At 50.9% G+C, this 22,833-nt stretch carries 25 protein-coding genes, 1 pseudogene and 1 riboswitch; of the genes and pseudogenes, 23 read left to right on the forward strand and 3 right to left on the reverse strand.

Going from position 1 to position 22,833, the window contains the following annotated elements; all coding sequences use genetic code 11:
• Positions 1 to 10 precede the first annotated feature (10 nt).
• The 4 genes from drmB (at position 11) to IT084_RS15475 (ending at position 4,720) form a co-directional block, all read left to right on the forward strand.
• On the forward strand, positions 11 to 1,798 hold the full coding sequence (drmB, locus tag IT084_RS15460; RefSeq protein WP_195713793.1) for a DUF1998 domain-containing protein: 1,788 nt from the start codon (positions 11 to 13) through the stop codon (positions 1,796 to 1,798).
• A complete protein-coding gene (locus IT084_RS15465) occupies positions 1,795 to 2,301 on the forward strand; it encodes a phospholipase D-like domain-containing protein (RefSeq protein ID WP_195713794.1) in 507 nt (168 codons plus the stop codon). Before drmB ends, IT084_RS15465 begins: the two co-directional genes overlap by 4 nt.
• Positions 2,302 to 2,411: 110 nt before the next feature.
• Positions 2,412 to 4,448: a DNA (cytosine-5-)-methyltransferase gene (dcm, locus tag IT084_RS15470; protein WP_195713795.1), complete on the forward strand. Its 2,037-nt coding sequence runs from the start codon at positions 2,412 to 2,414 to the stop codon at positions 4,446 to 4,448.
• A 119-nt stretch (positions 4,449 to 4,567) separates the two neighbouring features.
• Entirely contained in the window at positions 4,568 to 4,720 is a 153-nt protein-coding gene (locus tag IT084_RS15475; RefSeq protein WP_195713796.1) for a hypothetical protein, read from the forward strand.
• Here the strand turns inward: IT084_RS15475 and IT084_RS15480 are convergent.
• Positions 4,713 to 4,968, reverse strand: a pseudogene (locus tag IT084_RS15480) (transposase); the annotation flags it as partial. The gene IT084_RS15475 and the pseudogene IT084_RS15480 sit on opposite strands and share 8 nt — an antisense overlap.
• A gap of 242 nt (positions 4,969 to 5,210) precedes the next feature.
• Between IT084_RS15480 and IT084_RS15485 the strand changes: the two are divergent.
• Genes IT084_RS15485 through IT084_RS15505 form a run of 5 tightly spaced genes read left to right on the forward strand, consistent with a single transcriptional unit; the run spans position 5,211 to position 8,296 of the window.
• The gene (locus tag IT084_RS15485; protein ID WP_195713797.1) at positions 5,211 to 5,645 is read left to right on the forward strand and encodes a TadE/TadG family type IV pilus assembly protein; all 435 of its coding nucleotides are present in this window, start codon (positions 5,211 to 5,213) and stop codon (positions 5,643 to 5,645) included.
• Positions 5,602 to 6,036, forward strand: a complete 435-nt coding sequence (locus tag IT084_RS15490) for a TadE/TadG family type IV pilus assembly protein (RefSeq protein WP_195713798.1) — start codon at positions 5,602 to 5,604, stop codon at positions 6,034 to 6,036. Before IT084_RS15485 ends, IT084_RS15490 begins: the two co-directional genes overlap by 44 nt.
• Positions 6,037 to 6,047: 11 nt before the next feature.
• On the forward strand, positions 6,048 to 6,755 hold the full coding sequence (locus IT084_RS15495) for a pilus assembly protein TadG-related protein (protein ID WP_195713799.1): 708 nt from the start codon (positions 6,048 to 6,050) through the stop codon (positions 6,753 to 6,755).
• A gap of 27 nt (positions 6,756 to 6,782) precedes the next feature.
• Positions 6,783 to 7,511, forward strand: coding sequence for a hypothetical protein (locus tag IT084_RS15500; RefSeq protein WP_195713800.1), 729 nt, complete (start codon positions 6,783 to 6,785; stop codon positions 7,509 to 7,511).
• Complete coding sequence (locus IT084_RS15505; RefSeq protein ID WP_195713801.1) at positions 7,508 to 8,296, forward strand: GGDEF domain-containing protein; 789 nt, start codon at positions 7,508 to 7,510, stop codon at positions 8,294 to 8,296. The genes IT084_RS15500 and IT084_RS15505 overlap by 4 nt, the downstream gene beginning before the upstream one ends.
• Positions 8,297 to 8,302: 6 nt before the next feature.
• On the opposite strand, the gene IT084_RS15510 is transcribed toward IT084_RS15505, so the two are convergent.
• Both IT084_RS15510 and IT084_RS15515 read right to left on the reverse strand, forming a co-directional pair.
• Positions 8,303 to 8,479, reverse strand: a complete 177-nt coding sequence (locus tag IT084_RS15510) for a hypothetical protein (protein ID WP_195713802.1) — start codon at positions 8,477 to 8,479, stop codon at positions 8,303 to 8,305.
• A 3-nt stretch (positions 8,480 to 8,482) separates the two neighbouring features.
• A complete protein-coding gene (locus tag IT084_RS15515) occupies positions 8,483 to 8,968 on the reverse strand; it encodes a type II toxin-antitoxin system VapC family toxin (protein WP_195713803.1) in 486 nt (161 codons plus the stop codon).
• Positions 8,969 to 9,127: 159 nt separating this feature from the next.
• Between IT084_RS15515 and IT084_RS15520 the strand changes: the two genes are divergently transcribed.
• The 14 genes from IT084_RS15520 (at position 9,128) to IT084_RS15585 (ending at position 22,343) form a co-directional block, all read left to right on the forward strand.
• Positions 9,128 to 9,583 carry a prepilin peptidase gene (locus tag IT084_RS15520; protein ID WP_195713804.1) on the forward strand — a complete coding sequence of 152 codons (456 nt, stop codon included), beginning with the start codon at positions 9,128 to 9,130 and terminating at the stop codon, positions 9,581 to 9,583.
• Positions 9,584 to 9,991: 408 nt separating this feature from the next.
• Entirely contained in the window at positions 9,992 to 10,900 is a 909-nt protein-coding gene (locus tag IT084_RS15525) for a stalk domain-containing protein (RefSeq protein ID WP_195713805.1), read from the forward strand.
• Between the two features lie 138 nt (positions 10,901 to 11,038).
• Positions 11,039 to 14,719, forward strand: a complete 3,681-nt coding sequence (locus tag IT084_RS15530) for a PKD domain-containing protein (protein ID WP_195713806.1) — start codon at positions 11,039 to 11,041, stop codon at positions 14,717 to 14,719.
• A 105-nt stretch (positions 14,720 to 14,824) separates the two neighbouring features.
• Positions 14,825 to 16,234: a hypothetical protein gene (locus IT084_RS15535; RefSeq protein ID WP_195713807.1), complete on the forward strand. Its 1,410-nt coding sequence runs from the start codon at positions 14,825 to 14,827 to the stop codon at positions 16,232 to 16,234.
• A gap of 226 nt (positions 16,235 to 16,460) precedes the next feature.
• The gene (locus tag IT084_RS15540; RefSeq protein ID WP_195713808.1) at positions 16,461 to 16,682 is read left to right on the forward strand and encodes a DUF433 domain-containing protein; all 222 of its coding nucleotides are present in this window, start codon (positions 16,461 to 16,463) and stop codon (positions 16,680 to 16,682) included.
• A 10-nt stretch (positions 16,683 to 16,692) separates the two neighbouring features.
• Entirely contained in the window at positions 16,693 to 17,061 is a 369-nt protein-coding gene (locus IT084_RS15545; protein ID WP_195713809.1) for a DUF5615 family PIN-like protein, read from the forward strand.
• 181 nt (positions 17,062 to 17,242) lie between these two features.
• Entirely contained in the window at positions 17,243 to 17,902 is a 660-nt protein-coding gene (locus IT084_RS15550) for an SAF domain-containing protein (RefSeq protein ID WP_195713810.1), read from the forward strand.
• Position 17,903: 1 nt separating this feature from the next.
• Entirely contained in the window at positions 17,904 to 19,145 is a 1,242-nt protein-coding gene (locus IT084_RS15555; protein ID WP_195713811.1) for a CpaF family protein, read from the forward strand.
• Positions 19,121 to 20,011, forward strand: coding sequence for a type II secretion system F family protein (locus IT084_RS15560; protein WP_195713812.1), 891 nt, complete (start codon positions 19,121 to 19,123; stop codon positions 20,009 to 20,011). The genes IT084_RS15555 and IT084_RS15560 overlap by 25 nt, the downstream gene beginning before the upstream one ends.
• On the forward strand, positions 20,008 to 20,793 hold the full coding sequence (locus tag IT084_RS15565; RefSeq protein WP_195713813.1) for a type II secretion system F family protein: 786 nt from the start codon (positions 20,008 to 20,010) through the stop codon (positions 20,791 to 20,793). The genes IT084_RS15560 and IT084_RS15565 overlap by 4 nt, the downstream gene beginning before the upstream one ends.
• 110 nt (positions 20,794 to 20,903) lie before the next feature.
• The gene (locus tag IT084_RS15570) at positions 20,904 to 21,101 is read left to right on the forward strand and encodes a Flp family type IVb pilin (protein WP_195713814.1); all 198 of its coding nucleotides are present in this window, start codon (positions 20,904 to 20,906) and stop codon (positions 21,099 to 21,101) included.
• 50 nt (positions 21,102 to 21,151) lie between these two features.
• Positions 21,152 to 21,331, forward strand: coding sequence for a Flp family type IVb pilin (locus IT084_RS15575; protein ID WP_195713815.1), 180 nt, complete (start codon positions 21,152 to 21,154; stop codon positions 21,329 to 21,331).
• Positions 21,332 to 21,333: 2 nt separating this feature from the next.
• Complete coding sequence (locus IT084_RS15580; RefSeq protein WP_243277018.1) at positions 21,334 to 21,810, forward strand: TadE family protein; 477 nt, start codon at positions 21,334 to 21,336, stop codon at positions 21,808 to 21,810.
• Entirely contained in the window at positions 21,807 to 22,343 is a 537-nt protein-coding gene (locus IT084_RS15585; protein ID WP_195713817.1) for a hypothetical protein, read from the forward strand. Before IT084_RS15580 ends, IT084_RS15585 begins: the two co-directional genes overlap by 4 nt.
• 228 nt (positions 22,344 to 22,571) lie before the next feature.
• A riboswitch (cyclic di-GMP riboswitch) is annotated at positions 22,572 to 22,658 on the forward strand.
• The last annotated feature ends 175 nt before the right edge of the window (positions 22,659 to 22,833 follow it).

Consider the following 22,833-nt stretch of genomic DNA (forward strand, 5'->3'; position numbering starts at 1 on the left):
GGTTTTTCTTATGGCAACAGGTCAGTCAATTCGGCCGTCCCAGTTCATCACAACATACGGGCCGGGCAGCATTCTGGAGGGGCCTGACGGCCCAAGGGTTATAAGCTCCCTTCAATTATCAGAAATCTATAACGGTCGAAACATAACTGATTTTGAAATAACTGAACAGCGGCTTTCCGCAAGCATCGGGGATAATGCAGGAATCATCAGGATACCTTCAAATGCTGAACTGGGTTTGGCCGAAACCGAGTCAATTTATAAAACCAAACCCTTTCCCATGTGGTCACTTTGTGTAAAACATGGAATTCTTTATAAAACAAGATGGGGTTCTCGCGAAGGATGTCCTCAATGCCCGGCCGAACCCAATCACTTTGAAGCATGGAAAAAGGCGCGCCATGAGGCCATTCGTTTCGTCAGGGCGTGCCCCGAAGGACATATGGACGACGTTGACTGGGTCGGAATGATAGATCACAGCAGGGCAGGGTGTGCTCCCCGGTACCTGAAATGGGAAGGTGGCGGCGGCGCGCTTAAACACGTCAATATCGAGTGTCCACTTTGTAAGGAAAAAGCAAATCTGGGTCTTGCTTATTCCAGAGGTTGGAGATGTTCTGGAAGATTACCCGAGCACGGATACTCAACAGCGCCATGTAATAGTGAAGCCAGGATAATTCAACGAGGCGCTGCCAACCTTAGAATACCTGAGCTAAGATCCGCCATAACAATACCAAAACTGGACACTGAATTGCACCTGATACTAGGCAAGAGCGTTATCCTAACCACGCTTACTTTAAAAGAACCTAAAAATAAATCTGAATTGATTCAGGCGCTTGAACTTATTCTTCAACAAGGGTTAATTTCAGAACAGCTGCTCAATCAAATCCAGTCAGTACCTGAAGCGGCGTTAATGGAGGCCGTTGAAGATGTCAAGAACGCGAGAATAATGGGTCAAACATTAATGGACGATGAGTTCAATGAGCTTTGTAAAGCTGCAGTCAGGGGGGCCCCAGCAAGGCCATCTCCAACGCCCGGAACTCCTCCTTATTTTGAGGTTGTCAGAAATGATGTTAAGGTATTTAGTGGGACCAATGGATTGCCGGTCAGAGTAACACCTGTAAGTCGCCTTAGAGTTGTGCTTGTTCAGGAAGGTTACAGGAGAATGGAACAATCAATTAACAGCATTGTTCCATGTTACTTGAATGACGGTACGCGCAACTGGTACCCCGGAGTTGAACTTTTTGGAGAGGGAATATTTATCGATCTTGACTCTGTAGACTCCTTCACTCCCGTAAACCATCCATGGCTGAATGGTTCTGATGCAATTGAGTGGCAACGGGCGTGGAGCAGCTATAACAACGATAACCTTCCCGCAATGATAAGGAAACGTGATTATCTCCATCCTGTTTTCGTATGGTGGCACACACTCTCTCACAGGATAATCAACGCTCTCTCTGTCGATTCCGGCTACTCGTCAGCGGCTGTAAGAGAAAGGGTGTACGTCAAAGTTGACGAAAGAACTGGAAGAGCAAGCGGCGGGGTGCTGTTGTATACCGTCCAGCCAGGCGGCGACGGAACCCTTGGTGGTCTTATTGCTCTTGTTCCGCAATTCGATCGCATACTGGGCATCGCACTGAGTGATGTTGATGTGTGCTCCAATGACCCACTTTGCGGCGATGAGAAATTTGGTCCGGGCAAATGTAACGGTGCGGCCTGTTATGCTTGCCTTCTTATTTCCGAAACTTCCTGCGAACACAGAAACATGTGCCTTGATCGCAATTTGCTGGCGGCGAACCTTCCATGAGCAACAACAACGTGAGGGTGATCGTAACGGGTAACGGATGGATGGGTGGCGGAATAGGATCGGCTGACACAGCCATGAGTCGGCTTTTTATGCGGGTAAAGAACGAGCTTCTGATCTGTGCCTACTCTCTTACCAGTGGTGCTGATTCTATATTGCAGGGTGTAAATGACGTACTGGAAAGGGGCGTAAGCGTCACACTTATAATTAACAGACTCAGTGAGCAAGCCTTTTCAGTTATTGATTACCTGAATTGTTTGTTAGTAAACCACCCGAATCTTTCAGTTTATGATTTTTGCCCGATTACAAAAGGTGAGGATCTGCACGCAAAGGTAATGGTGGCGGACAGGACGGTGGCGCTAGTGGGTTCGTTCAATCTTTCAAGACGGGGCTTGCTTGAAAACCATGAACTGGGTGTGGAGATTACCGGAGAAGCGGTTAAGGATATCGCAAGGGCCATAGATATGATTATAAATTCAGGTTTGGTGAAAAAAGTTGTCTTATAGAAGGATATATAAGCTTATACTAAAAATCATTTTTACTTAGGACCATTCAATTATCTGGCAGGAAATCATCTGATTTGAGAGAAAGAAACATGTCGGGAGTTGATATTTGAATGGCCCATGAATCATACGAACAGGGAAATATCTCGGAACTGAACACTGCGACAATCTATCACTCCGAGAAATTGGAACCAGGACGGGCTGAAATAATTACCAAGAAAGCAACCAGTCGCAGATGGATTCCACCATATACACCTCCGGGCGAGGTCGATCTGTTTTATATAACTGAAATTCTTCGCGCTTTATACGGGTCACCTGACCATGGCAACCCGGATGACCCCATGGATGACCTTATATACCTTTTATTAACCAGAAAAACTCCGATTTCCAAGGGCAGAAGGGCATTTTACAGGCTTCAAAAAACGGTAAACGGAAACTGGGGTAATCTATTATTGGTTCCTAGAAATAAGCTGAAAAAAATTTTGACAGGCCTTGGACTTGTTGAAACCCGCATTGACAGTCTTTTACAGGTAGTTCATGAAATAAAGAAAAGGTTCGGTAGCCCGGATTTATCAAAACTGCATCGTTACAGTAATTCCCGGTGCTTTGATTTCCTTGTGTCCTTGCCGGGTGTTGGTCCAAAAACAGCACGCTGCGTAATGATGTATGCCTTGCGAAGAAAAGTGTTCCCTGCGGATTCGCACTGTATTCGTATACTGGCAAGAGTAGGATACATACCCGAGAGTCTTACCCTTAACCATAAGAGAGCCCAGGAAGTACTTGCACAGCTTGTGCCGGGCAAGCTTGCTTATGACCTGCACGTAAACCTTGTGGCTCATGGTCAGACCGTGTGCACATACACCCGCCCGGACTGCGAGGTTTGTTCAATCAATAAATTTTGCATGAAATACAGGGGTGAGCGGGAGAAATTAACTAACATGGAAACGCCTGCAGTAATTGACCTTTTCTGCGGAGCTGGAGGAACCGGTTATGGATTGTCACAGACCGGTCCACCAGATAAAAGGCTCAGAGTTTCTGTGGCGGTTGACATTGACAGGTGGGCGACAAAAACGTACTGGATTAACCACCCTGAACTTCCAGCAGATAGAGTATTAACATCCAACCTGCACGAAGAGGAAACCCTTGATAAGATCAGGGAATTAACAAAGGATGATAACGTAATCCTTGTTATTGGCGGCCCACCATGTCAGGACTTTTCACTTATAGGCACAAAAGGTCGGAAATCCACCAGGCCAGTTAACGGAAAAAAGTTTATTGAACTTGAGGGAAATGAGAATTACGCCGCATTTGTTAAAGTTGTCAGAACCATCAAGCCTCTTTTCTTTGTAATGGAAAACGTGCCGGGCATATTGGCCGCCAACGGTGGACGCGCACGGGAGGAAATACCCGAGGATTTTTCAGATCTCTATTTTGTGAAGTCTCTGCTTGTGGACGCGTCTGATTTTGGAGTTCCTCAGCGCAGAGTTCGTTTTTTATTATTCGGTGTGAAAAAGGATGAAAATGGTAATAACATAGCAGCGAAAAATGCGCTTGATCTGATTGTTAGACATATGCAATGCGAAGAAAAAAAAGTTAAGAAGCCTGTAACATTTGGACAGGCTGTTTCGGACCTGCCGCCACTTGAACAGGGGCAAGGATTCGAATTTGCTTTATTCAAAAAGCGGCCGGGGATCAAATCGAGATATCAGAAATCCATGGATGGGCGCTCGGGTCTATTGTTCAATCACGTCGCAAGACCGAATAACGTCAGGGATTTAAAACTCTACAAATTGTTAAAACCGGGAGAAACCGCTGCGCACGCAATTGAAAAATACCGCCGTCCCGAACTAATGATATACAGAAATGATGTTTTCAAGGACAAGTATAAAAAACAGGTATGGAACAAGCCAAGCACAACAATTGTGGCTCATCTGGCGAAGGATGGGCACATGTTCATTCATCCACAACAGATACGCTCTATAACCGTACGTGAGGCAGCAAGACTACAATCCTTTCCTGACGATTTCATATTCTGCGGTCAGCGAACCGAGCAGTTCAAACAGGTAGGAAACGCCGTTCCACCGTTGATGGCGGGAAGAATTAGAGAAGCAATAGTTGAGGCATATAAAATTATAAAACTGGGAGGCTAGTTTTAGGTTATTTAAAGATTATGCTGTTATAAGAAGTATGCAAAATTATGCTAAACTATAAGGTGTGCTTATAGTTGGATTTTATAGAGTAATTAATCTTATTAAGGGATGTGTTAATTATGACTGATATCTTGGAAGATATTTTTGACCCCAGGGATGAGATTAATATAGTTAAAACTATATTAATTGGTTTGGAGGATTTAGATAAAAAATTTAACGAAATTCAGGAACAAATAAAAAAAGGAGGGGTAATATATACTCTTATTCTGTAATTTGGCTGGCCTTTTGGGTAGATACCCTGTTAATGACCAATTCCATCAGGGTTAGCACCAGGGAGGGCCTGTTCGCTGCGCTGGTAACGGACGAACATTTTGGTGGAAAATTAGCCGTTACGGAAACGCGGTAAACGTAAGGTTATCGTTTCTACCCGGGTGGTTAGTTGGTACTGGGATGTGCTGTTACGGTACCATTTCCTTTCGCTGGTGCGCTCATATGGCTCAGCTTGAAGTTGTTCAGTGGCTTACTTAAGCGGCCTTTTTGTTTTTTTTGGGGTGATAAATTGACAATATTGCAAAGATACTGTGCATACCCGTCTGATAACAAAAATAAGTTCATCATCCAGGTGATCATAACTCAAGTGTCCGAGTCCACGGACAAGAAAATATATGCGAAAATAATCGACGCAAGGTATTAGCGCCGGTAATTAAGCCAATACCCCCTGGAAGCAATTTCAGGGGGTATTTTATTTCAGGGGTGATTTAGTTGCAAATCAAAAAAGACCAAAGCGGCCAGGTCCTTGTTGAATTCGCCCTGATCGCGCCTATCTTCATCGGACTGATATTCGTGCTGATCATAACCGGGCTGTGGATATATAACTCATCTCAAACCAGCCAAGCGGCCAGGATCGCGGCCCATTACATGGCGGTGACCGGGGACATGTCCGAAGCGAGAGACAAGGCCACTGTCCACCTACAAAAAACAATGGTCGCGGCGGAGATCGGCCAGGTATCCGTCCACCAGGCCGGGGACATAACTCAAAGCGTTGTGGTTACCCGGATGGAAACATTCGTCCCCGGGTTGAAAAAACTGTTCAACCCGGGCGACGGCGGCTGGACGGGTAAAGTAACCATAACAAAGGAGGCGCAGACGGTACGTGAATACCGTTTCAGAAATCCGGGCGCGTTTAATCGAAGATGAAAGAGGCGTAATCATAATTGAAGCGGCGTTCTCATTCATCCTTTTAATTTTCCTTTTCCTCGGAGCCGTAACCCTGTCCTTTGTAATCAGGGACTGCTACAACATCCAAAAAGTCGCCCGGGAAGGAGCAAGGGAAGCCTGCATAACGGGCAGCATAGAAAGCGGTTATAACAAAGCTATGAGCTCGGCCTGGCTGTACGACCTTGAACCTGACAGGTTGACCATTAAATTTGACAGCCAGCACACCGGCAACCGCAATTTAATCACCTGCGATGTGACGTACAGAATCAACCTGTTTTCCAGGACCTTTCCCCAGCTGGTGGGCGGCAAAAGCCTTTTCGACTTTGACGTTCACAGCAAAGCTACGTTTGGCTGGTGGGACTTTTCGTAGGGGGCGATGATTTGCAGCGCATTTTAAGGATTTTAAAAGACGAGCGGGGCAGTATCCTGCCCATCATGGCCGCCGTTTTGGCCATAGTGCTGGCCATATCCGCCGTGGCCATCGACTTCGCCCGCAGGGGCATAGCAGCTGAAAAACTGCAAACCGCCGGCGACGCGGCGTCGGTGGCAGCCGCGATGAGCGCGACAAGGTACGTGCGGCTGGAAATTGATCCGGGCAGTTATGAAACGGTATGCTGTGGTGATGATGACTGCTGGGTATGCTGTATTGACTGCGGTGACCCCTTTGAAGTTGTGGGGACCGAAAAGGAACTGATTGACGAGGATGGTTATCAGGACTACTGTTGCAGTTGCGGCTGCGGCCCGGTGAAACTGCTGGACCGGTGGGTTGAGTATGAAGGCAACAACGCCCAATACGCGGCCCTGATGTTTTTCAACCTGAACAAGCCCAGGGAAATGAGCGCCGCTGAGGACGGCGATTCGGCAATAACGGATATAACGGTTTACGGCAACAGTGGTAATCCTAAATATCCCTCGGTTGTCGTGATGACCACGGGCCGGGTAAAGACGGTCCTGCTCAATTCCCTGAACAAACTGTTTCCGGGCGCCGACTTTACTTTTTTAGGCGCTTCCCGCTGTTCCCAGGGCGGTTCGTTTTATTACGACCTGGATGGCGGCTGGCACCGGGCAGCGGCTGAGGGGTGCGATTAAAACACTGTATAGAAAGGAAGATCAATCATGCGAAGACTCCTTGGCGGGAGTTTTTTTATTACTGCGACAATCTATATGGCGGTATCAAAACCACCCGACCATATAACCCTGCTGGCCATGCTCTTATGCACCGTATGCGCCATGCTGGTAACCACAAAACAATATACCTGGCCGGTTGTAATAGGTGGAATAATGATCGCCGGTTCCTTGGTCATGCAGGCGGCGCTGTCCTACCGGTGCACGGACTGCCTGAAAGCGGACGCATTGATCCTGTGTGGCATTGTGTATCTGGCCGTATTCGACAAAAGCGGGTTCAAACTGTGGACCAGGGGCACGGCCGCCGGGATGACGTTGATACTGCTCACATTCTTCATTCTGGCCGCCCCGGCGGAACAGGTGTTGAACACCAACACCGCCAGCCGTTACATCCAGGCAAGCGACGGGAGCTCGGACACCCGCCTAGACACCGCAGAAAAGTCGGTTTTATTGTTCAACCCCAAATGCAGTGCCTGCGGTGAAGTTACAAGCAAACTGGTACAACTTGATCCATACGGGGAACACTGGATACCGGTGCAGACCGGCGGCAACTTGCAGGACGGGCGGGATTACCTCACCGGCAAGGGCTATCAGGGAAAACTTTACATAACAAAGTGGCCGGGTGCGGTACCGGCGCTGGTAACCACACAGGAGAACAGTACAGTAATTATCCGCTCGCCTGATCAAATGATCAAAATAATTGGAGGTGGTGGTAATTGACGGTTTTAATCACCGGGATTGCCGCGGTGGTTTTGTTTGTTTTGGGAGTAACGGTCAGGGCCAGCCCGCCAATGGTTGTATTGGTGCAGGCGCTCTGGCTGCTGGCCTTCTGGTCTTTTTTGGCCCTGGTCCTGCTGTGGGTACGACACTTGCGCAAACAAATTCAAGGCACAGGAGACAGATTTCCCTTCTCTGTCCGGGAATTCGCCGGTGTGGAAAGCGATCTAAAAGCGCTGTTTGAGAGACTTAAATACGCCGAGCTGGAGAAATGGGACCAGGCGGCAAAGCAGGCCGGGGATTCTCTGGTATTAATGTTCAGTTCCACGACCGATGAATTGACCGGCGTGGCAAACAGAAGGCGGCTGGAAACATATTTAGCCGAAACGAACGCACCTTTCTCAATAATCATGATGGACATAGACCACTTCAAAAAGGTGAACGACACCTACGGGCACGGTGTGGGCGACGAGGTGCTGCGGCATTTTGCTAGGGTGGTCCAAAAATCAATACGCCCCGATGATTTGCTGGCACGCTACGGTGGCGAGGAATTCACCGTCGTTTGCGGTTCCAGCCTTGAACAGGCCGCCAGGGTAGCGGAAAGAATACGGGGTTCAATCGAAAGCGCCCCGGCCAAAACCTCGGCGGGGGCAATTAAAATCACGGCGAGTTTCGGCGTTGCTGAATACAGGGAAGGGGATACGCCCGAATCCGTAAAGGAAAGGGCGGACCAGGCCCTGTACCGGGCCAAGCAAAGTGGCAGGAACAGTGTGGAGATAATAACGTGAGTTTGGTTACTTTAAAACGTTTTCCCTTATCTCTTTTTTAATTGTGCGGATGCGGGCAAGCCTATTGCTGTTTTTGCTTTCTTCTTCGCGGATAAATTTAAAGAAGCCACTTAAATCGCCATTGAATTTTTCCAGGATAAGCTCACGTGATTTTCGTACTTCATTGACAATCTGATCTTCCATGATTTAATCCCTCCTCATAAGTTCAGTGGGGGTGACAATTTCAGGGGTTTCCAGTCCAATGGAGGTATTGAAACGTTTCAATTTCCTGCGGACTTCCCCGTGGGCGAGATGTTTGCAGTTCCAGGTTAAAAGGTAGTCCAAACCATATACCACCGCATATGCAATATGTACAGCATCCAATGCAGATTTTTCAGGAATATCAAGTACATATTGATATTCTCTGGCCATTTTTTCAACTTCTTCGGTTGCGGGCAATATTTCAAGCCTTTCAAGATATTTAAGCCTTTGAGAAGCTACTTTAGGGTCTCCGGCTTTTGCTTCAACCAAGACTGCCTGGGATATGTAAATAATAAAGTAATCCTTTGCTTCAGACCACCATTCATGAGTTGCCTGTTGATTGGCGGCAACAATCAAATCTCTGCTTGGACGTGCTGCAAGGTAGCTTGGGATTGTTGTTTCCATATATAAAGTTGGTTTATTGTTCGTCATAACATACACCTCATTTAAAAAAGTATAACCTTTGCTAAAGCGAAATGCAATGATGATGGCAAAAAATGTATAAAACTGCAAAACAAAAAAGCTCAGCAAAACTTTGTGTTGATTTTACAGGTGGTAAGTTGAGTAAACAAGAAAAGGAGGTGCTGAAAAATGGCAGTAGAATTCCCCATTATTCTGTCCTCTTTCGTGGCGCTTGTGGCGGCATATAACGATGCCAGGAACATGCTCATCCCCAACTGGCTGACCATAACAACCATTGCCGCCGGTTTAATATTTGCCCTGTGGACGGGCAGTTATGAAAACCTTACCGGGGCCTTGCTGGTGTTCGGGGTGATGCTGTACTTCTGGTCACGCGGCTGGATCGGCGGCGGGGACGCGAAACTCGCGCCGGGGCTTGCCCTTTTCCTGGGCGCAATACCCGTACTGTACGGTATCGCACTGGCGTCCGCAGTTTTCGCGCTGTGGAGCGCCACAAAAGCATGGCGCAATTCAGGACGCTTTGTCACTTTCCTCATGGTCCTCCTGGGCAAAATACCGGGCGGGGCCGTGCCGCTGGCCGTACTGATGGGGCCGATGGCCGTGGGGTTCAAGCTGTTGGGGTTTTAACTGGAACTGCGGAATTTGCGGAATTAACAGGATAATTGTGGTATAATTGGATAAGGGAATATTGGTATACGGGCCTCACCTGCCGGGGTTAAGACAACTCGAAAGGGGGTGAGGCTGGCAATGATCGCAGTTTCAGACGTAATACAGATTATCACAGTGGTTATCCTTTTTCTCACCCTCGTCGTCCTGATAACGGACCGGCGGAAGTAATTGAAAACCCTTGAAACTGCGCCAACAGTTTCAAGGGCCTAAATGAAACCCCGGTTTGATGGGGCGCACACGCCGTATTACTAATATTCCCTGTTAATACAATATTATAATGGTTAATATAAAATGTCAACAACCGGGGTTTTTAACACTTTCCAGATAACCAATTGATCACAATAACCAAGGAGGTCGAAAGAAACTATGAAAAAAAGGTTTTTGAGATCTATCACGGTGAAACTTATCGCCATGTTCACCCTGGCCGCACTCGCGGTAGCTGTGGTTGCTCCAATGGCGTGGGCGGGGGAAGGGACAATTAAAGTAAAATACCGGCTCGGTAAAGACATAGTAATTGAGAATTTCCCCAATCCAAGCGAGTATGCGTGGAATCTTGGGGCACAAATGGGTGAACGGTACCCGACACAGGAAGTTATTGAAATCGACGGTGTACCCTGGCAGGATTCACCCTACGCGGAAGTAATTAAAGAGAACCTAACTTTTTATGGTGAAACCGGCAGTTATTTTGCCCGCCATCCCGAGCTGATAGAAATCGCCCTTGACAAGCGTTTCAACGGCAAAGGCGCGGAAGTCTGGAGTCTTTTCAGCCAAGGTAAGTCCGTAGACGAAATCAAGCAGATATTGAGCGGCAGCAGTGAAAAACAACCGGAAACCGGCGTATCAAAAGACAAACCCGTTACAAAGGAACTGCCACCCCCGGAACCCGGTGAAATCTCCGTGGTACTTTATTTGAACCAAAAGGACTATTCCGTTGCCCGGGACGGTACCTGGCGGAAAGCCAGTTTGGATGCAGCGCCAACTGTGGATAACAAAAGAACCATGGTCCCCTTGCGCGGCGTGATGGAACAGTTCGGCGCAAGCGTGGAATGGCTGCCCGAAAGCAAGCAAATTAAAGTTCGGCTTGAAGATAAGGAAGTGGTGCTGACCCTCGGCTCCACCGAAGCACTGGTCAATGGACAGGCGGCAAAACTTGATGTGCCGGCAAAGGTAATTAACGGCAGAACCCTTATCCCCCTGCGATTTGTCTCGGAACAAATCGGCATGAACGTTATATGGGAAGGAAAAACGCAAAGCATTACCATTAAACAAAAATAACAATTAATCGACCAATATGCCAACCCTGCTCAGAACGAGCGGGGTTTTTATTTTTCAGAGGCAATTGCCGGTGCAGAGAAAGGGGGGATGAAATAAAGTACCGGCAAGCGATAATTTTGAAAAAGAGGTGGTTATTGTGTGAAAAAACAAAAACAGCGCTATACAATGCTTGCACTCTTGATGGTGTTTCTGTTAACCCTGTACCCGGTGGGGCCGCCCGCCTACGCCTGGTCCGATTCCGGCCTGGGTTGCCCAAAAGGGCAAATGGTTAATATGGTTAATTTTAGCCCATCTATGGGCTTCTACCTCGGCGTCTGGGATGTCCAGATCAGCGGCGCTGTAAGCGGTACAGGCAAAGCCATACTTATAAACACTTACTCGAACGGCGGCGGCAATGGATACAACTTTATATCCAGCAGCAGTTACAGCAGCGCCGCACGGGAATTGAATGGCGAACCGTCGTTCGTCACCAGCAGAATCAGTTCCTACGAGTCAACAATCAGCTGGGGTTCCGGCTCCCAAAAACGGACATACATCAGAAGGTTTGCCGATCTCTGCGGGGCGACGGTAACGGGATACAGCCAGGGTGTCGTATATGTGCAAACCACACCGAAACCCAATGCCCAAATCAACCCTCCTTCCACCATCAAGGCGGGGGAGCAGGCGAAGATTGCCATCAGCGGCACGTCCTTCGTCCCGGCCGGATCGCAAAGCCAGTCGGTCACCTATAAATTCTATGTTGACTCCAGCTTGGTTGACAGTGGTTCGGGGAACAAGAGCTTTTCCAAGCAGGTATCATACACGTTCCCGGCCGCCAAGACCTACACGCTGAAACTCGAGGCAACAGACGGAGTGGGGCGCACCACCACGGTAACCAAAACAGTTACCGTTCAGGCCGGCGCTAAGCCGCCGACACCTCCGCCGGGCGGGAACATGCCGCCGGTGGCCGACTTTGACCTGCCCTCCGGCGCGGAAGTGAATGAATCGGTAAACGTGCTTGACCGTTCGGTGGACTATGACGGTACGATCACCAGGTGGGAATGGAGCGTAAGTCCTTCCTCCTATACCGGCACGCTGGGCAACACGGGCGGCACCCTGAAATTCACTCAGAAGGGCACGTACACCGTGAAGCTGACCGTGACGGACAACAAAGGGGCCAAGGGCGAGTGCACCAAATATATTGCCATCGGTGAATCGTTGCCGCCCCCACCGCCGTCCGAGCCGCCGGAACCGGAGAACAAACCTCCGGTGGCGCGTTTTTCCATGCCGTCCGAGTGCGGCCCGGGACAGACCGTCAACGTCACCAACCGGTCCTACGACCCTGACGGTTACATTGCGGAAGTGGACTGGAGCGTTAAACCGTCATCCGGGGTGAAGGAAAACAACCTCGGCGACGACGGAGGCACCCTGGTTTTCAGCGAACTGGGGACATACACGGTTAAGCTAACCGTTACCGATGATAAGGGCGATGAAGATTCCACCGAAGAAGAAATAGAAGTCGTAAACCAGCCGCCCGGGGCCAGGATCGTCGTTCCCGACAGTATCATGCAGGGCGACGATGTAACCATCCGCAGTGCCTCCCGTGACCCGGACGGGGAAATCGTCAAGCTCACCTGGTCCGTGACCCCGGCTGAAAACATGGTTGGGGAACTGGCCGGGGAGGAAAGCACGGTTTACTTCGACAAGGAGGGGCAGTACAAGATCACCCTTACCGTCGAGGACAACTGGGGGGCCACGGACACCGATGAAGTTACGGTGACCGTGGAACCGGCGATCCCGCAGGCTTTCTTTACGGATGACGGTGCCTATAAACAGAACCGCAGGATTGTCCTCACCGAAGCGGGGCAGTCCTCCGCCAGGTACCCCATCATTAAAGAGCTGGACGAGTGGGAGATCCTCCCGGCGGGCAACGGCGCGACATCCGAGGCCATCAGGGTAAAGGACGTTTCGCCGGACAAAAAAGAGGTGCTGTTCAAGACACCCGGCACCTACAAGGTGAGGTTGCGGGTGACGAATACCGCCGGTCACACCTCCGAGTGGTACGAACAGACATTGGACATCAGGCCGGATGAACCGCCCGTGGCGGACTTTGTGGTACAGCAGGCATACCTGCGCGATCCCGCCGTCGGGAAGAAGGCCACCGCCGAGATCAGGGATACGTCCTATTCACCGGATGCAGATATAATTGCCCACCGGACCTGGAAGTACCGTTACGACAGCGACAATGATGGTGACTTCAATGACGAGCAGTGGGTGGTGTTCAGCGACGGCAACGAAACCGCGCCGAGTTTCCAGACCGACCAGGTCGGCAAATATCACGTCGAGCTGGAGGTAACGGAGGGGTTCGGTGAGGATACCGTCGCGGAGTTTGTATCTGCCGAGGACTATTTAAAGGCCGATACGTCCTCCAAACCTCTGAACGAGAAAAGGGCGGAGGTCATCAACATCCGTCCCTCCGTGGGCTTTGATGTGCTGCGGAAGAAGAAGGCGGATATCATTTTTACACTGGGCAACACCCAGGGAACCGGGTTTGATGGGGCTATAGCCCAAAATCTTGACGGGCTGATTAACCAGTACCTGAAACCGGAGCTCGCGGCAAACAACGTCGATTATCAGATAAGCTCAGTTCAGGCGCAAAGCATGACAATGCAGGATACATTCAATTGGCAGGTCTACGATCACGTTGGTCGATGGGGAGAAAACACTGGCGGCTACTATACCGGTCGGAACCACATAATCATAGTGGGCAAGGATGTATATTTCTACGGTTACGGTAGCCCGGCTTTCAAGGATTTCCTGTTCATGCCGGACAACACTTCGGGTAAGAAGACGTTTACTTTCGATCTCTCGGAAAGCGGCATTAACTACCATAGTATGGAGGGCGGCGGCTTCCTCTTTAACAGCAAGATCCAGAACGACATTCTGAGCGGTTATGTCATCCTGTTCGCGCAGGCGGGCATAGAGCTGTATGAAATCCCCGGGGTTAACGTAAACTCCTTCCACAACGAGCAGTATTACTTATTGGCCAATGCCCCCTATGCGAACAAGATAGGGACGTTCCCAAAGGCGCTTAAGGGCGACCATAGCATCAAGATCGAGGTTACGCCGGACAGACTGGATCTCTGGGATAACGGGAACAAGTTTATAAATGGGTTTGCTTTGCCGCATCAGTACGGCAATGGTTTTGGTCCGATTGCCAGCTATGCTCCGCACGGTTGCAACATGCTGTCCTGGTTCACCTTCAAGAACCTCGTTATGACGGTTACGAGCGGCAAAACCCTCGATGAGGTTCTCCAGGGCCAGGTCATATGGCGGGATGATGCTGCACGCTTCCTGGTCAACATTAGCGCTCTTTCCTATCCGGAATTCAACGATCCGGTTAAGGCTGCATACATTTACTCGAAGCTGCTGAACGACCGCATCGACTTTTCCGTGCTGGGCAGCGCCGCCAACCAGTCGCAGGCCACAAGCATAATCGCCCGTAACGACGGGCAGGGGACGTTCATATTAAACACCAACCGGAATACGACGATGCAGCAGTTAACGACCTATATCATCAACAAACTGAACAGCCTGTACCCGCCGGTGGAAAACTACGTCCTGCTGAACGAAGAAGTCTACTACAAAACCTACTATAATGATCTCGAGAACGACCCTAAGATGGCCGAACGCTGGAAATACAGCCACAACCCGGCTTACTTCGAGAACAGCCTCGGAGAGGCGTCGTTCAACGGGCAGTGGCTTCCGGGTCCGGTGTACCGCTTCGACAAGACCGGGAAGTTCGTTGTGACGTTCCAAGCAAGGGACAATCCCAAGTAACCAAAGGCCCCGCACCATAAGCGGGGTCTTTTTATTTATGGCGAAGGGAGGTGGAAGGTATTCCAACAGGGACGAGAACAGCTCCAACGGAGGTGGTTGAATGTCGTGAGAAAGAAAGCAGAGCCTTTCTTGCTGGTTCTGGTGTTGATGGCAGGCGTGTTGGCGCTATTTGCCGGATCGCCGGGCGTGGCCCTTGCCGACAACTGGGACGAATATCGCCTGTGGTCGTACATGCCTGCGGACAGTCTTAACCTGTATGTGCACCGCAGGCCGGTGGCGATGTTTGGAGTGCAACTCGTAAAGAACGGCGACTACTACAACGTCACCATCAATAGCGATGCTTACGACCTCGACCACTTTTCCCAACCCGACAAAGGAATAACTGAACACAAGTGGTCCTGGCGGCCGGCAAACAACATATCCTGGACGTCCGGCAAGCCGGTGACACTGGCACGGGACAACGATTACCTGATCAAGTACGAGGTCAAGGACATGGAAAGCGTCTGGTCCTTCCCAGTGGTCAAGCTCATCAGCACGCGTAACGTAAACATGCCCCCCGTGGCCCAATTTAGCGTTAAGCCAAACCCGGCCGTGGTCAACAAGGCGGTGACCATCACCGACCTGTCCTACGATCCCAACGGGACCCCGATTGCCCAGCGGCAGTGGCGGGTCAAGCCGCCCAGCGGCAGTTGGGGGAGCACAACAAGCACACCGCCGACAAAATTCAGTACCGTGGGCGAGTGGACAATCGAACTGAAAGTCAGCGACGGCTCCCTCTGGTCCGAGCCGTACTACCAGACGGTCCAGGTGATCCCGGACAACACGCCGCCCGTGGCCCGGTTCACGGTGCAACCAAACCCGGTCTATGAAGATCAGACCGTCACTTATACGGACACCTCCTACGATCCGGACGGCGACCCCATCGTGGCCCGGGAGTGGCGGATCAGGAAGGATGGAGGGGCCTGGCAATATTTCACCAACCCGCCGACGCGGTTTGACGCCGTAGGTGGGGCCGGAATCTATGACATTGAGCTGAGAGTCCAGGACCAGCCGAAACTTTCCCAGTTAGAACCAAAGTGGTCCACCTGGTACCGGCGGACGCTGACCGTGCTGGACAGCTTTGAGGTGGTGGGCAGCATAACGCCCAACCCCGGCGAGCGCGGCAGGAACATCACCGTCAGGGCGTCGGCGGTAAGACCTTCCGACGGGCAAAAGGTGTTAATCGACAGCATGAAGGTAATCATCCCATTACCGCAGAAACCAGACGGCAGCGGCGCACTGCCTTCCGGCGTTTCTTCGCATGAAGCCTGGATGAACTACGACGCGGCGAATAAAATATGGCATTGCACCTACACCATACCCGACCTGTCCGTAAAGGGCCGATGGCCGGACGATGGCACCTATCTGGTCAAGGTGATCGGGTACCGCAACGGGACAGCCAAGGAAGATGTGATGGAGCTGACAATCAAAGGCCATATCAAGAGAAGGCTGATTATCAGGACGTTATCCTGGTAGCATAAAGCCCTCCCTGCAACAACGGGAGGGCTTTTTTTATTTATAGGAGATGATCTCAAATCAACATCAGCAAAGGCGGGTTCACCAACTCGTTCAATAGTATGTTCACGGTGTCGGGATCCAAACTAACGCCGAATTGGGCATAACGGTTGTCGGGGGTAACCAAAAATTGATATACTTTTCTTAATATCATCAAAGAATTTAAACGGGTAAGGATGGTGATAAAATGAACGTTTTAAAACGCATTACTATTGACCCTGAAGTCTGTCATGGTAAAGCATGTATTGCCGGAACCAGAATCCCCGTTTCTGTTATCCTTGATAATCTAGCAGAGGGAATGAATCGTGAAGAAATATTAAAAAGTTATCCCTCTTTAACTCCGGCAGATATTGATGCCGCATTAGCTTACGCCGCGCTAATAGCCAAGGAACGTCACATAGTACTTTAGGTAGATCACTATGAGAATTAAGATTGATGAAAATATGCCTGTTGATGTAATCAATGTTCTTGAAAATGCGGGGCATGATGTTCATTCAGTTTATACTGAAGGGATTGAAGGGTGCTCAGATCGACAATTAATTGCCATATGTAAAAAGGAAAAACGGCTTCTGATTACCCTGGATAACGATTTTTCAAATATTATCGTTTACCCGCCCGAAAAGTTTGAGGGTATTATTGTTTTAAGGGTAGAGAACCAGAGCAAAAAAGCTATCATGACTTTAATTAATAAATTGTTGCCTTTTATTACCTTTAACGCTGGGGATATTGGCGGACAGCTATGGATTGTGGAAGAAGATAGAATTAGAATCAGGGGTATAAGCTCGTAATTCATTGCTGGGAAGAAGCGACGTTCCCTTCTTGTTTTTTCATTTACAAAAAATTACACTACCAGGCACATGCCTGGTTTTCTGTTTTATTGGGGGTGATATTTGCGGTGATTTATTGATTAAATAAGTAAAAGAAAGAGCCGGTGTGGAACAAAAAACGACAAGGAGGATAATATTTAAATTGCGGTTCAAAAAACAAAACATCTCTTTCTGGATGGCCGTGCTCGTCAGCCTGGCCGCCGCCGTATCCCTTTACGCTACTTTCCACTTCACCTACAAACCGGTCAAAGCGGTGATCGTGGCCAAAACCGTGCAGCCGGGCCACCAGCTTCAGGCGGGCGATTTGAAGCTGGGCACGGTATTCGCCGGTGACTTGAACCCCCGGGCGGTGCGCAATCTCGAAGATGCCGTGGGTAAATACGCGGTATCCCAGCTGTATCCCGGTGAACAGCTGATCGCCGACCGGCTGGTTCAGGAACCCGACAAAACAACCGGCGCGTTCAGCTACCTGGAACCCTACGAGACCTACGTCGCCTTCAACTCGAACGAGGCCCGCTGGCCCAGGGGTATCAAAGAAGGGGACAGGGTAACCGCCGTAGCGGTGACTGATGAAGGGGCGCTGATCGTCGGTCAGGGCCTGCGGGTAATCGGAACCGACAAGCCGGTGCCCGTATTGGGGCAGATTGAGGCCATGAAACAGGCCGTGCCTGACAACGCCTCCACCATTACCATCGCGGTGTCCCGCGAAACAGTTACCAAACTGCTGTTCGCCAAGGCCGAATCCAAGGCGTTCTATCTCCTGCCCGAACATCCCAAACTGCAACGACAAGGAGGCGCATAGCTTGGATTTTCAGGATATCTTAAAACAGGTGCGGTACCGGGTCGTGAAAAAATACGGCGATCTGTTCCTGGAGGATTACGAAAATCGTGAAAAAAAGGAAGAAGTGATCAGAAGGGAAACAAGGGAGATCACGGGCAGGGAGGACCCCGGACTCGAGGAATCCGTGATCTCCTACCTCATCGGCCTCGGGCCGGTGGAGAAATACCTGTACCAGCCCGACGTCAACGAAATCATGATCAACAAGAAAGACGAAATCTGGATTGAAATATCCGGCAGGGAAAAAGAGCGGGCGGACGTTGAGTTTGCCAGCGACGAGGAACTGTTCTCCTTTGTGCAGCGTATAGTACACCGCTGCGGCAGGAGGGTCAATTTCAACAAACCGCTGGTGGACGCCCGGCTCCCCGACGGTTCCCGGGTCAACATCGTCGTCGCGCCGGTGTCACAAAACCCGGTCGTCACTATCAGGAGATTCGTGGTCAACTACTTCAACGAAAAGGACCTGGTGGACCAGGGATATATGAGCAAGGAAATGGCCACCTTTTTCAACTACGCTGTAAGAGGCAAACTGAACATTATCGTCTGCGGCGCCACCGGGTCGGGGAAAACGACTTTTCTGCGCTTTCTGGCCAGTTACATCCCAAAAAACGAAAGACTTATCGTCATCGAGGATACCCGGGAACTGGCCCTCGATCATACTCATGTGGTATCCCTTGAAGCGTCCGACAAGGCCAGCATATATGATTTGATGGTCAACGCCCTGCGCATGCGCCCCGACCGCATTATCCTGGGGGAGGTAAGGGGCGCCGAAGCCTTTGAACTTCTGCAGGCGATGGGCACGGGTCACGAGGGGAGCCTGACTTCGCTCCACGCCAATTTCGGCAAAATGGAGGCCGTCCACCGGCTCGTGCGGGCCATGATCCGCATCGGCGGTGTCAAGGCCGAGGACCTGGTTCCCCAGATCGCCGAAACGATAGACATGACCATCTTCATCAAAAAACTGCCCAACGGCAAGCGGAGAATCACCCACGTAACCGAGGTAATAAACAAGGACGGTCGTCCCGTGTTCAACGATATTTACCGGTACGACTACATCAACGAAAAGCACGTGGCGGTGGGGAAACTGAGCGACGGGCTGCTGGAACGCATGCGCGAGAACCTCTTGGGGGAACCCCTGCCCGCCATCGCCCCCTTTGGGAAGAAAACCGAAGGAGGTAAGACATGCTCGGTATTACATGCACTTTAATTGTGCTGGCGGCGCTGGCCTGGTGCGCGGCCCTGAAAAGGGAACGGTTCCTTTCCGGAATGAGGCGCCTGCTGGCCCGGGCCGAATCTGACAGCGTGTCCCTTTTCCTGCCGCCGGGCGGGAAAAGGGATACCGCCTTCAAACTGCAGCGCCTGGGGATAAAAATGAGCTACCGCGCGTTTATCATCCTTTCGTGCGCGGTAGGTGCGTTCCTTGGAGCGGTGGCCATAGCGGCGCTGAACAACCCCATTCTGGCCGTGGTGGCCTTCGTGCTGACCATAGCCTTCGCCCACGGCGAAGTGGACGTGTTCTACAGGAAGCGCCGGGCGGTTATCGACGAGCAGGCCGAGGTGGCCCTCCAGATGCTGGCGGGCCTGTACCAGGTCACCGGCGACCTGGTGGACACGCTTAAAAAAGTGAGCCAGGCCACCGCTTCACCTTTAAAAGAGGAACTCCAGCAGGTAATAGCGGAATACAATGCGGGCAAGGACCTGAGCGCGGTCCTGAAAGACTTTGCCTACCGCGTCGATAACAGGGACATTGAGTTATTCGTGCAGGGGGTGATCCTGTCGGAGCACTACGGCACGGATACTTCCAGAGTTATTAAACACATCGCCGAGATCATCCGCAGCCGCCTGCTTTTGCGTGACGAGTTAAAGGCGGAAACCAGGGGCCAGAGCATGACGATCAATCTGTTTCTGCTCCTGGTGCCCCTGGCGGCGGCGGCGATATGGATATTCTCACCGACCTCCAGGGAAGTGCTGATCCACAGCACAGCGGGGCAGGTTGTCCTGTCCGTCGTGGCGGTGGTGGAATTTGCGGCCTGGTACCTTACCCGTAAAAAGGGGGTGGTGGAGGAACTATGATAGCTTTATCATGCGCCCTGGTGTTTGTGTCGGTATTGATATGGCTATTACGTTCGTCCAAATTTCCCGGTCCGGTGGAAATCCTGGCCCAGATCGGGTCCAAAGTGACATCCCGTGAAAAACTGCGCGCCCTCGGGGTGAGGCTGGAAGCGGTGAACATGAGGGTTTCGCCGGAACTGTTCACGGCCCTGCGTTTTTCGTCCACGATTGTGCTGGTCGTTGCCGGCGGCGTGCTGATATGGCGGGAACCATTTCCGGGGATAGCCCTGCTGGTGCTGGCCTTAATAGCCTACAAGCTGCCCGAATCGCACCTGAACAAACTGGAGAAACACCGCAGGGAAGAAATCAGCCGCGAGTTTCCCATTATGGTGGATATGGTGAGGATATACGCCCAGGCGTCCGACCTCTACCAGGCGCTGAAAATCGTGCCCCACGCCTTAAAGGGCGAGCTGGCCAAGCAGATGCAGGTTCTAAGCGCGGAGCTGGAAATATCGCCCCTGGCCGAGGCCCTTGAGAACTTCGCCGAACGGTGCAGGCTCCGGCAGGTGCAGGATTTCGTGGGTGTGGTGCTCCAGGGGATCCGGTCCGGGATGGACGTGGACGAGATATTACAGCGTTACTCCAGCATGGCTTACGAGCGACGGGTGACGGAGATCAAACGGAAGATCAAGGCCCAGCCGCTCATTCTCTCCGTCCTGCCCGGCATGTTGATGTTCAGCCTGATCCTGCTGTGGGTGCTGCCCATGTACACAAACATCATCCAAAAACTAAAAGCGTTCTGAACCCGCTCCGGCGGGTTTTCTTATTTTCAGGGGGCGGGAAAGGGGGAATATTCGTAATCAGCCCCACACAATCACAGTCCCATACAAAATTTTAAGGAGGTTATTTTCCAATGAAAAACTTTTTAAAGCGTTTATGGAATGACGAAAGGGGCAACGCCTTCATCGAAAACGGCCTGTGGATCATCGTGGTCGTGCTTCTGGTGGCGGGCGCGGGTTACGCCCTGGCCAACCAGGGTATCAAAGCAAAATTTACGGATATTCAAAACCAGGTTTCAAACACCCAGGTGCCCAACATCGGCGGCAACTAAAACATAAGGGAGGGGAGGGGCAGCGGTACACGCCACTGCCCCATAAACGGATGATCGAGTTATTAAAGCAGCTCTGGCGGGACGAGCGGGGCAACCAGTTCCTGGAGGTCGCTCTGTATATCATACTGTTCACCCTCGCCCTGGCGCCCTTTGTATCGGGCCTTGCAGGCGAAGTGGGGACCAAGATGCAGGAAATGCGTGACAAAATCGGGCAGGTGGGCGGCCCTTGAGCATGCGGAAGGATTGCCGGGGTTCGGTCAGTATCGAGGCACTGTTTGTGCTGCCGGTCCTGCTGATGCTGTTCTTTTTCATCATTGAGATGGGCTTTGTCATGTACAACTGGGCGGTGGTTAACCATGCCGCCAGCGCGGCGGCGGTGGAGGCGGCCATGACCGGCCGTTTCTCCGCCGACATCCGCCAGGCCACGGCGGATCACATCAGGAACTGGACCACGGACGGGGATAGCATGAGTTTGAACGCGTTGGGCACAGCGCCCCCGGGGAGCGTCAATCCAAAAACCATCTATGTCTACGGCACCGACGCCAACACAGATGTACAGAGGGGTGGCATGATTGACGTCGGCGTGGCGTACCCCTTTAGATTCAGGACATTTTTCTTCGACGCCCTGGGGCGGTGGGCCACGGGTGAAAACCAGGTGGTTTTGAAGGTTAATATGAAGGCGGCCAGTGAGGTGTTCTTTGAGCAATGACGATCAATCAGCTCATGCGGGACCGGAGGGGCGTCGCTTCCGTCACCTTCCTGGTCCTGCTGGTGGCGGTTATGGCGGTGGGCTCTCTGCTGGCCGACGTGGCCCAGCTGTATGCCACCAGGATCGCCGCCAGGCATATGTTGAACCTGTCGCTGAGAGCGGCGGCAGCCGAACTCGACCCCGAGGAATTGAAGGACAACCGGGTTGTAATCGACGAGGCGGCGGCGACAAATAAATTTTATGAAATATTGCGAGCTAACCTAAAATTGGATATGAACAACAACCCGTTGCCGGGGTCAATTGCGGACGGCCCCGTGGAAGTATGTTATTTTCAGGTGGTCAACGGCGACAGGCTCCCCTTCTCTTATACCTTTGACAATTACAGTGAAACCATATCGCGCCCGGCGGTGACCGGGATAATCAGGTTCCCGGTAAAAATCAGCTTTTGGGGTAGAGTTATAAGCGATGAACCGGATACCGATATGTATGTCCATTCAACGGTTATGCCTGAACTGATTTCAAAACATTTGTAGCAAGAGGTGATAGAGACATCGACAAGCATAACTACCGCCGCCTGGCCGCAGCCATAATACTCCGTGCCGTAATACGGGCGATTGCCCATATATTCTACAAAATAGGACGTTGGTCCCGCGGAAAATTAGTCCAAAAGCAACAGATGTTTTTTAAAGGAAAAACGTTTATATTGTCGAAATTTCTAAATCGTGCCTAAAGAAGAAACAATAACCACATAATTCAACAATATTCGACAAAGGCAAACCGTCCGAAAGGGCGGGACGCAAAGCCATGGGTCTAAACTTCTTATGAAGCATGATTGCCAGGTTGCCGGGGTTGTTTTTTTCAGGGATCAGGTCATCCTTAAAAACGACCTGGTCCTTTTGATTTTTTACATGTTCATTTATCAGGTGAACTATTGCACAGTAATTTCCGTATTTAAGAGGTGTAGCATGAAATCCACACTTGTCCATGCCGCGCGGGCATTGATTAATGTCATGGAATTGGGGC

It is taken from the genome of Desulfallas sp. Bu1-1 (assembly GCF_015594625.1).
Lineage (GTDB): Bacteria > Bacillota > Desulfotomaculia > Desulfotomaculales > Desulfallaceae > JADNRQ01.

Bases quoted from the DNA above. Each gene is read 5' to 3' on its own strand.
- drmB (WP_195713793.1), top strand. From the start codon at position 11: ATGGCAACAGGTCAGTCAATTCGGCCGTCCCAGTTCATCACAACATAC.
- IT084_RS15465 (WP_195713794.1), top strand. From the start codon at position 1,795: ATGAGCAACAACAACGTGAGGGTGATCGTAACGGGTAACGGATGGATG.
- dcm (WP_195713795.1), top strand. From the start codon at position 2,412: ATGGCCCATGAATCATACGAACAGGGAAATATCTCGGAACTGAACACT.
- IT084_RS15475 (WP_195713796.1), top strand. From the start codon at position 4,568: ATGACTGATATCTTGGAAGATATTTTTGACCCCAGGGATGAGATTAAT.
- IT084_RS15500 (WP_195713800.1), top strand. From the start codon at position 6,783: ATGCGAAGACTCCTTGGCGGGAGTTTTTTTATTACTGCGACAATCTAT.
- IT084_RS15510 (WP_195713802.1), bottom strand. From the start codon at position 8,479: ATGGAAGATCAGATTGTCAATGAAGTACGAAAATCACGTGAGCTTATC.
- IT084_RS15515 (WP_195713803.1), bottom strand. From the start codon at position 8,968: ATGACGAACAATAAACCAACTTTATATATGGAAACAACAATCCCAAGC.
- IT084_RS15520 (WP_195713804.1), top strand. From the start codon at position 9,128: ATGGCAGTAGAATTCCCCATTATTCTGTCCTCTTTCGTGGCGCTTGTG.
- IT084_RS15525 (WP_195713805.1), top strand. From the start codon at position 9,992: ATGAAAAAAAGGTTTTTGAGATCTATCACGGTGAAACTTATCGCCATG.
- IT084_RS15540 (WP_195713808.1), top strand. From the start codon at position 16,461: ATGAACGTTTTAAAACGCATTACTATTGACCCTGAAGTCTGTCATGGT.
- IT084_RS15545 (WP_195713809.1), top strand. From the start codon at position 16,693: ATGAGAATTAAGATTGATGAAAATATGCCTGTTGATGTAATCAATGTT.
- IT084_RS15560 (WP_195713812.1), top strand. From the start codon at position 19,121: ATGCTCGGTATTACATGCACTTTAATTGTGCTGGCGGCGCTGGCCTGG.
- IT084_RS15565 (WP_195713813.1), top strand. From the start codon at position 20,008: ATGATAGCTTTATCATGCGCCCTGGTGTTTGTGTCGGTATTGATATGG.
- IT084_RS15570 (WP_195713814.1), top strand. From the start codon at position 20,904: ATGAAAAACTTTTTAAAGCGTTTATGGAATGACGAAAGGGGCAACGCC.
- IT084_RS15575 (WP_195713815.1), top strand. From the start codon at position 21,152: ATGATCGAGTTATTAAAGCAGCTCTGGCGGGACGAGCGGGGCAACCAG.
- IT084_RS15580 (WP_243277018.1), top strand. From the start codon at position 21,334: ATGCGGAAGGATTGCCGGGGTTCGGTCAGTATCGAGGCACTGTTTGTG.
- IT084_RS15585 (WP_195713817.1), top strand. From the start codon at position 21,807: ATGACGATCAATCAGCTCATGCGGGACCGGAGGGGCGTCGCTTCCGTC.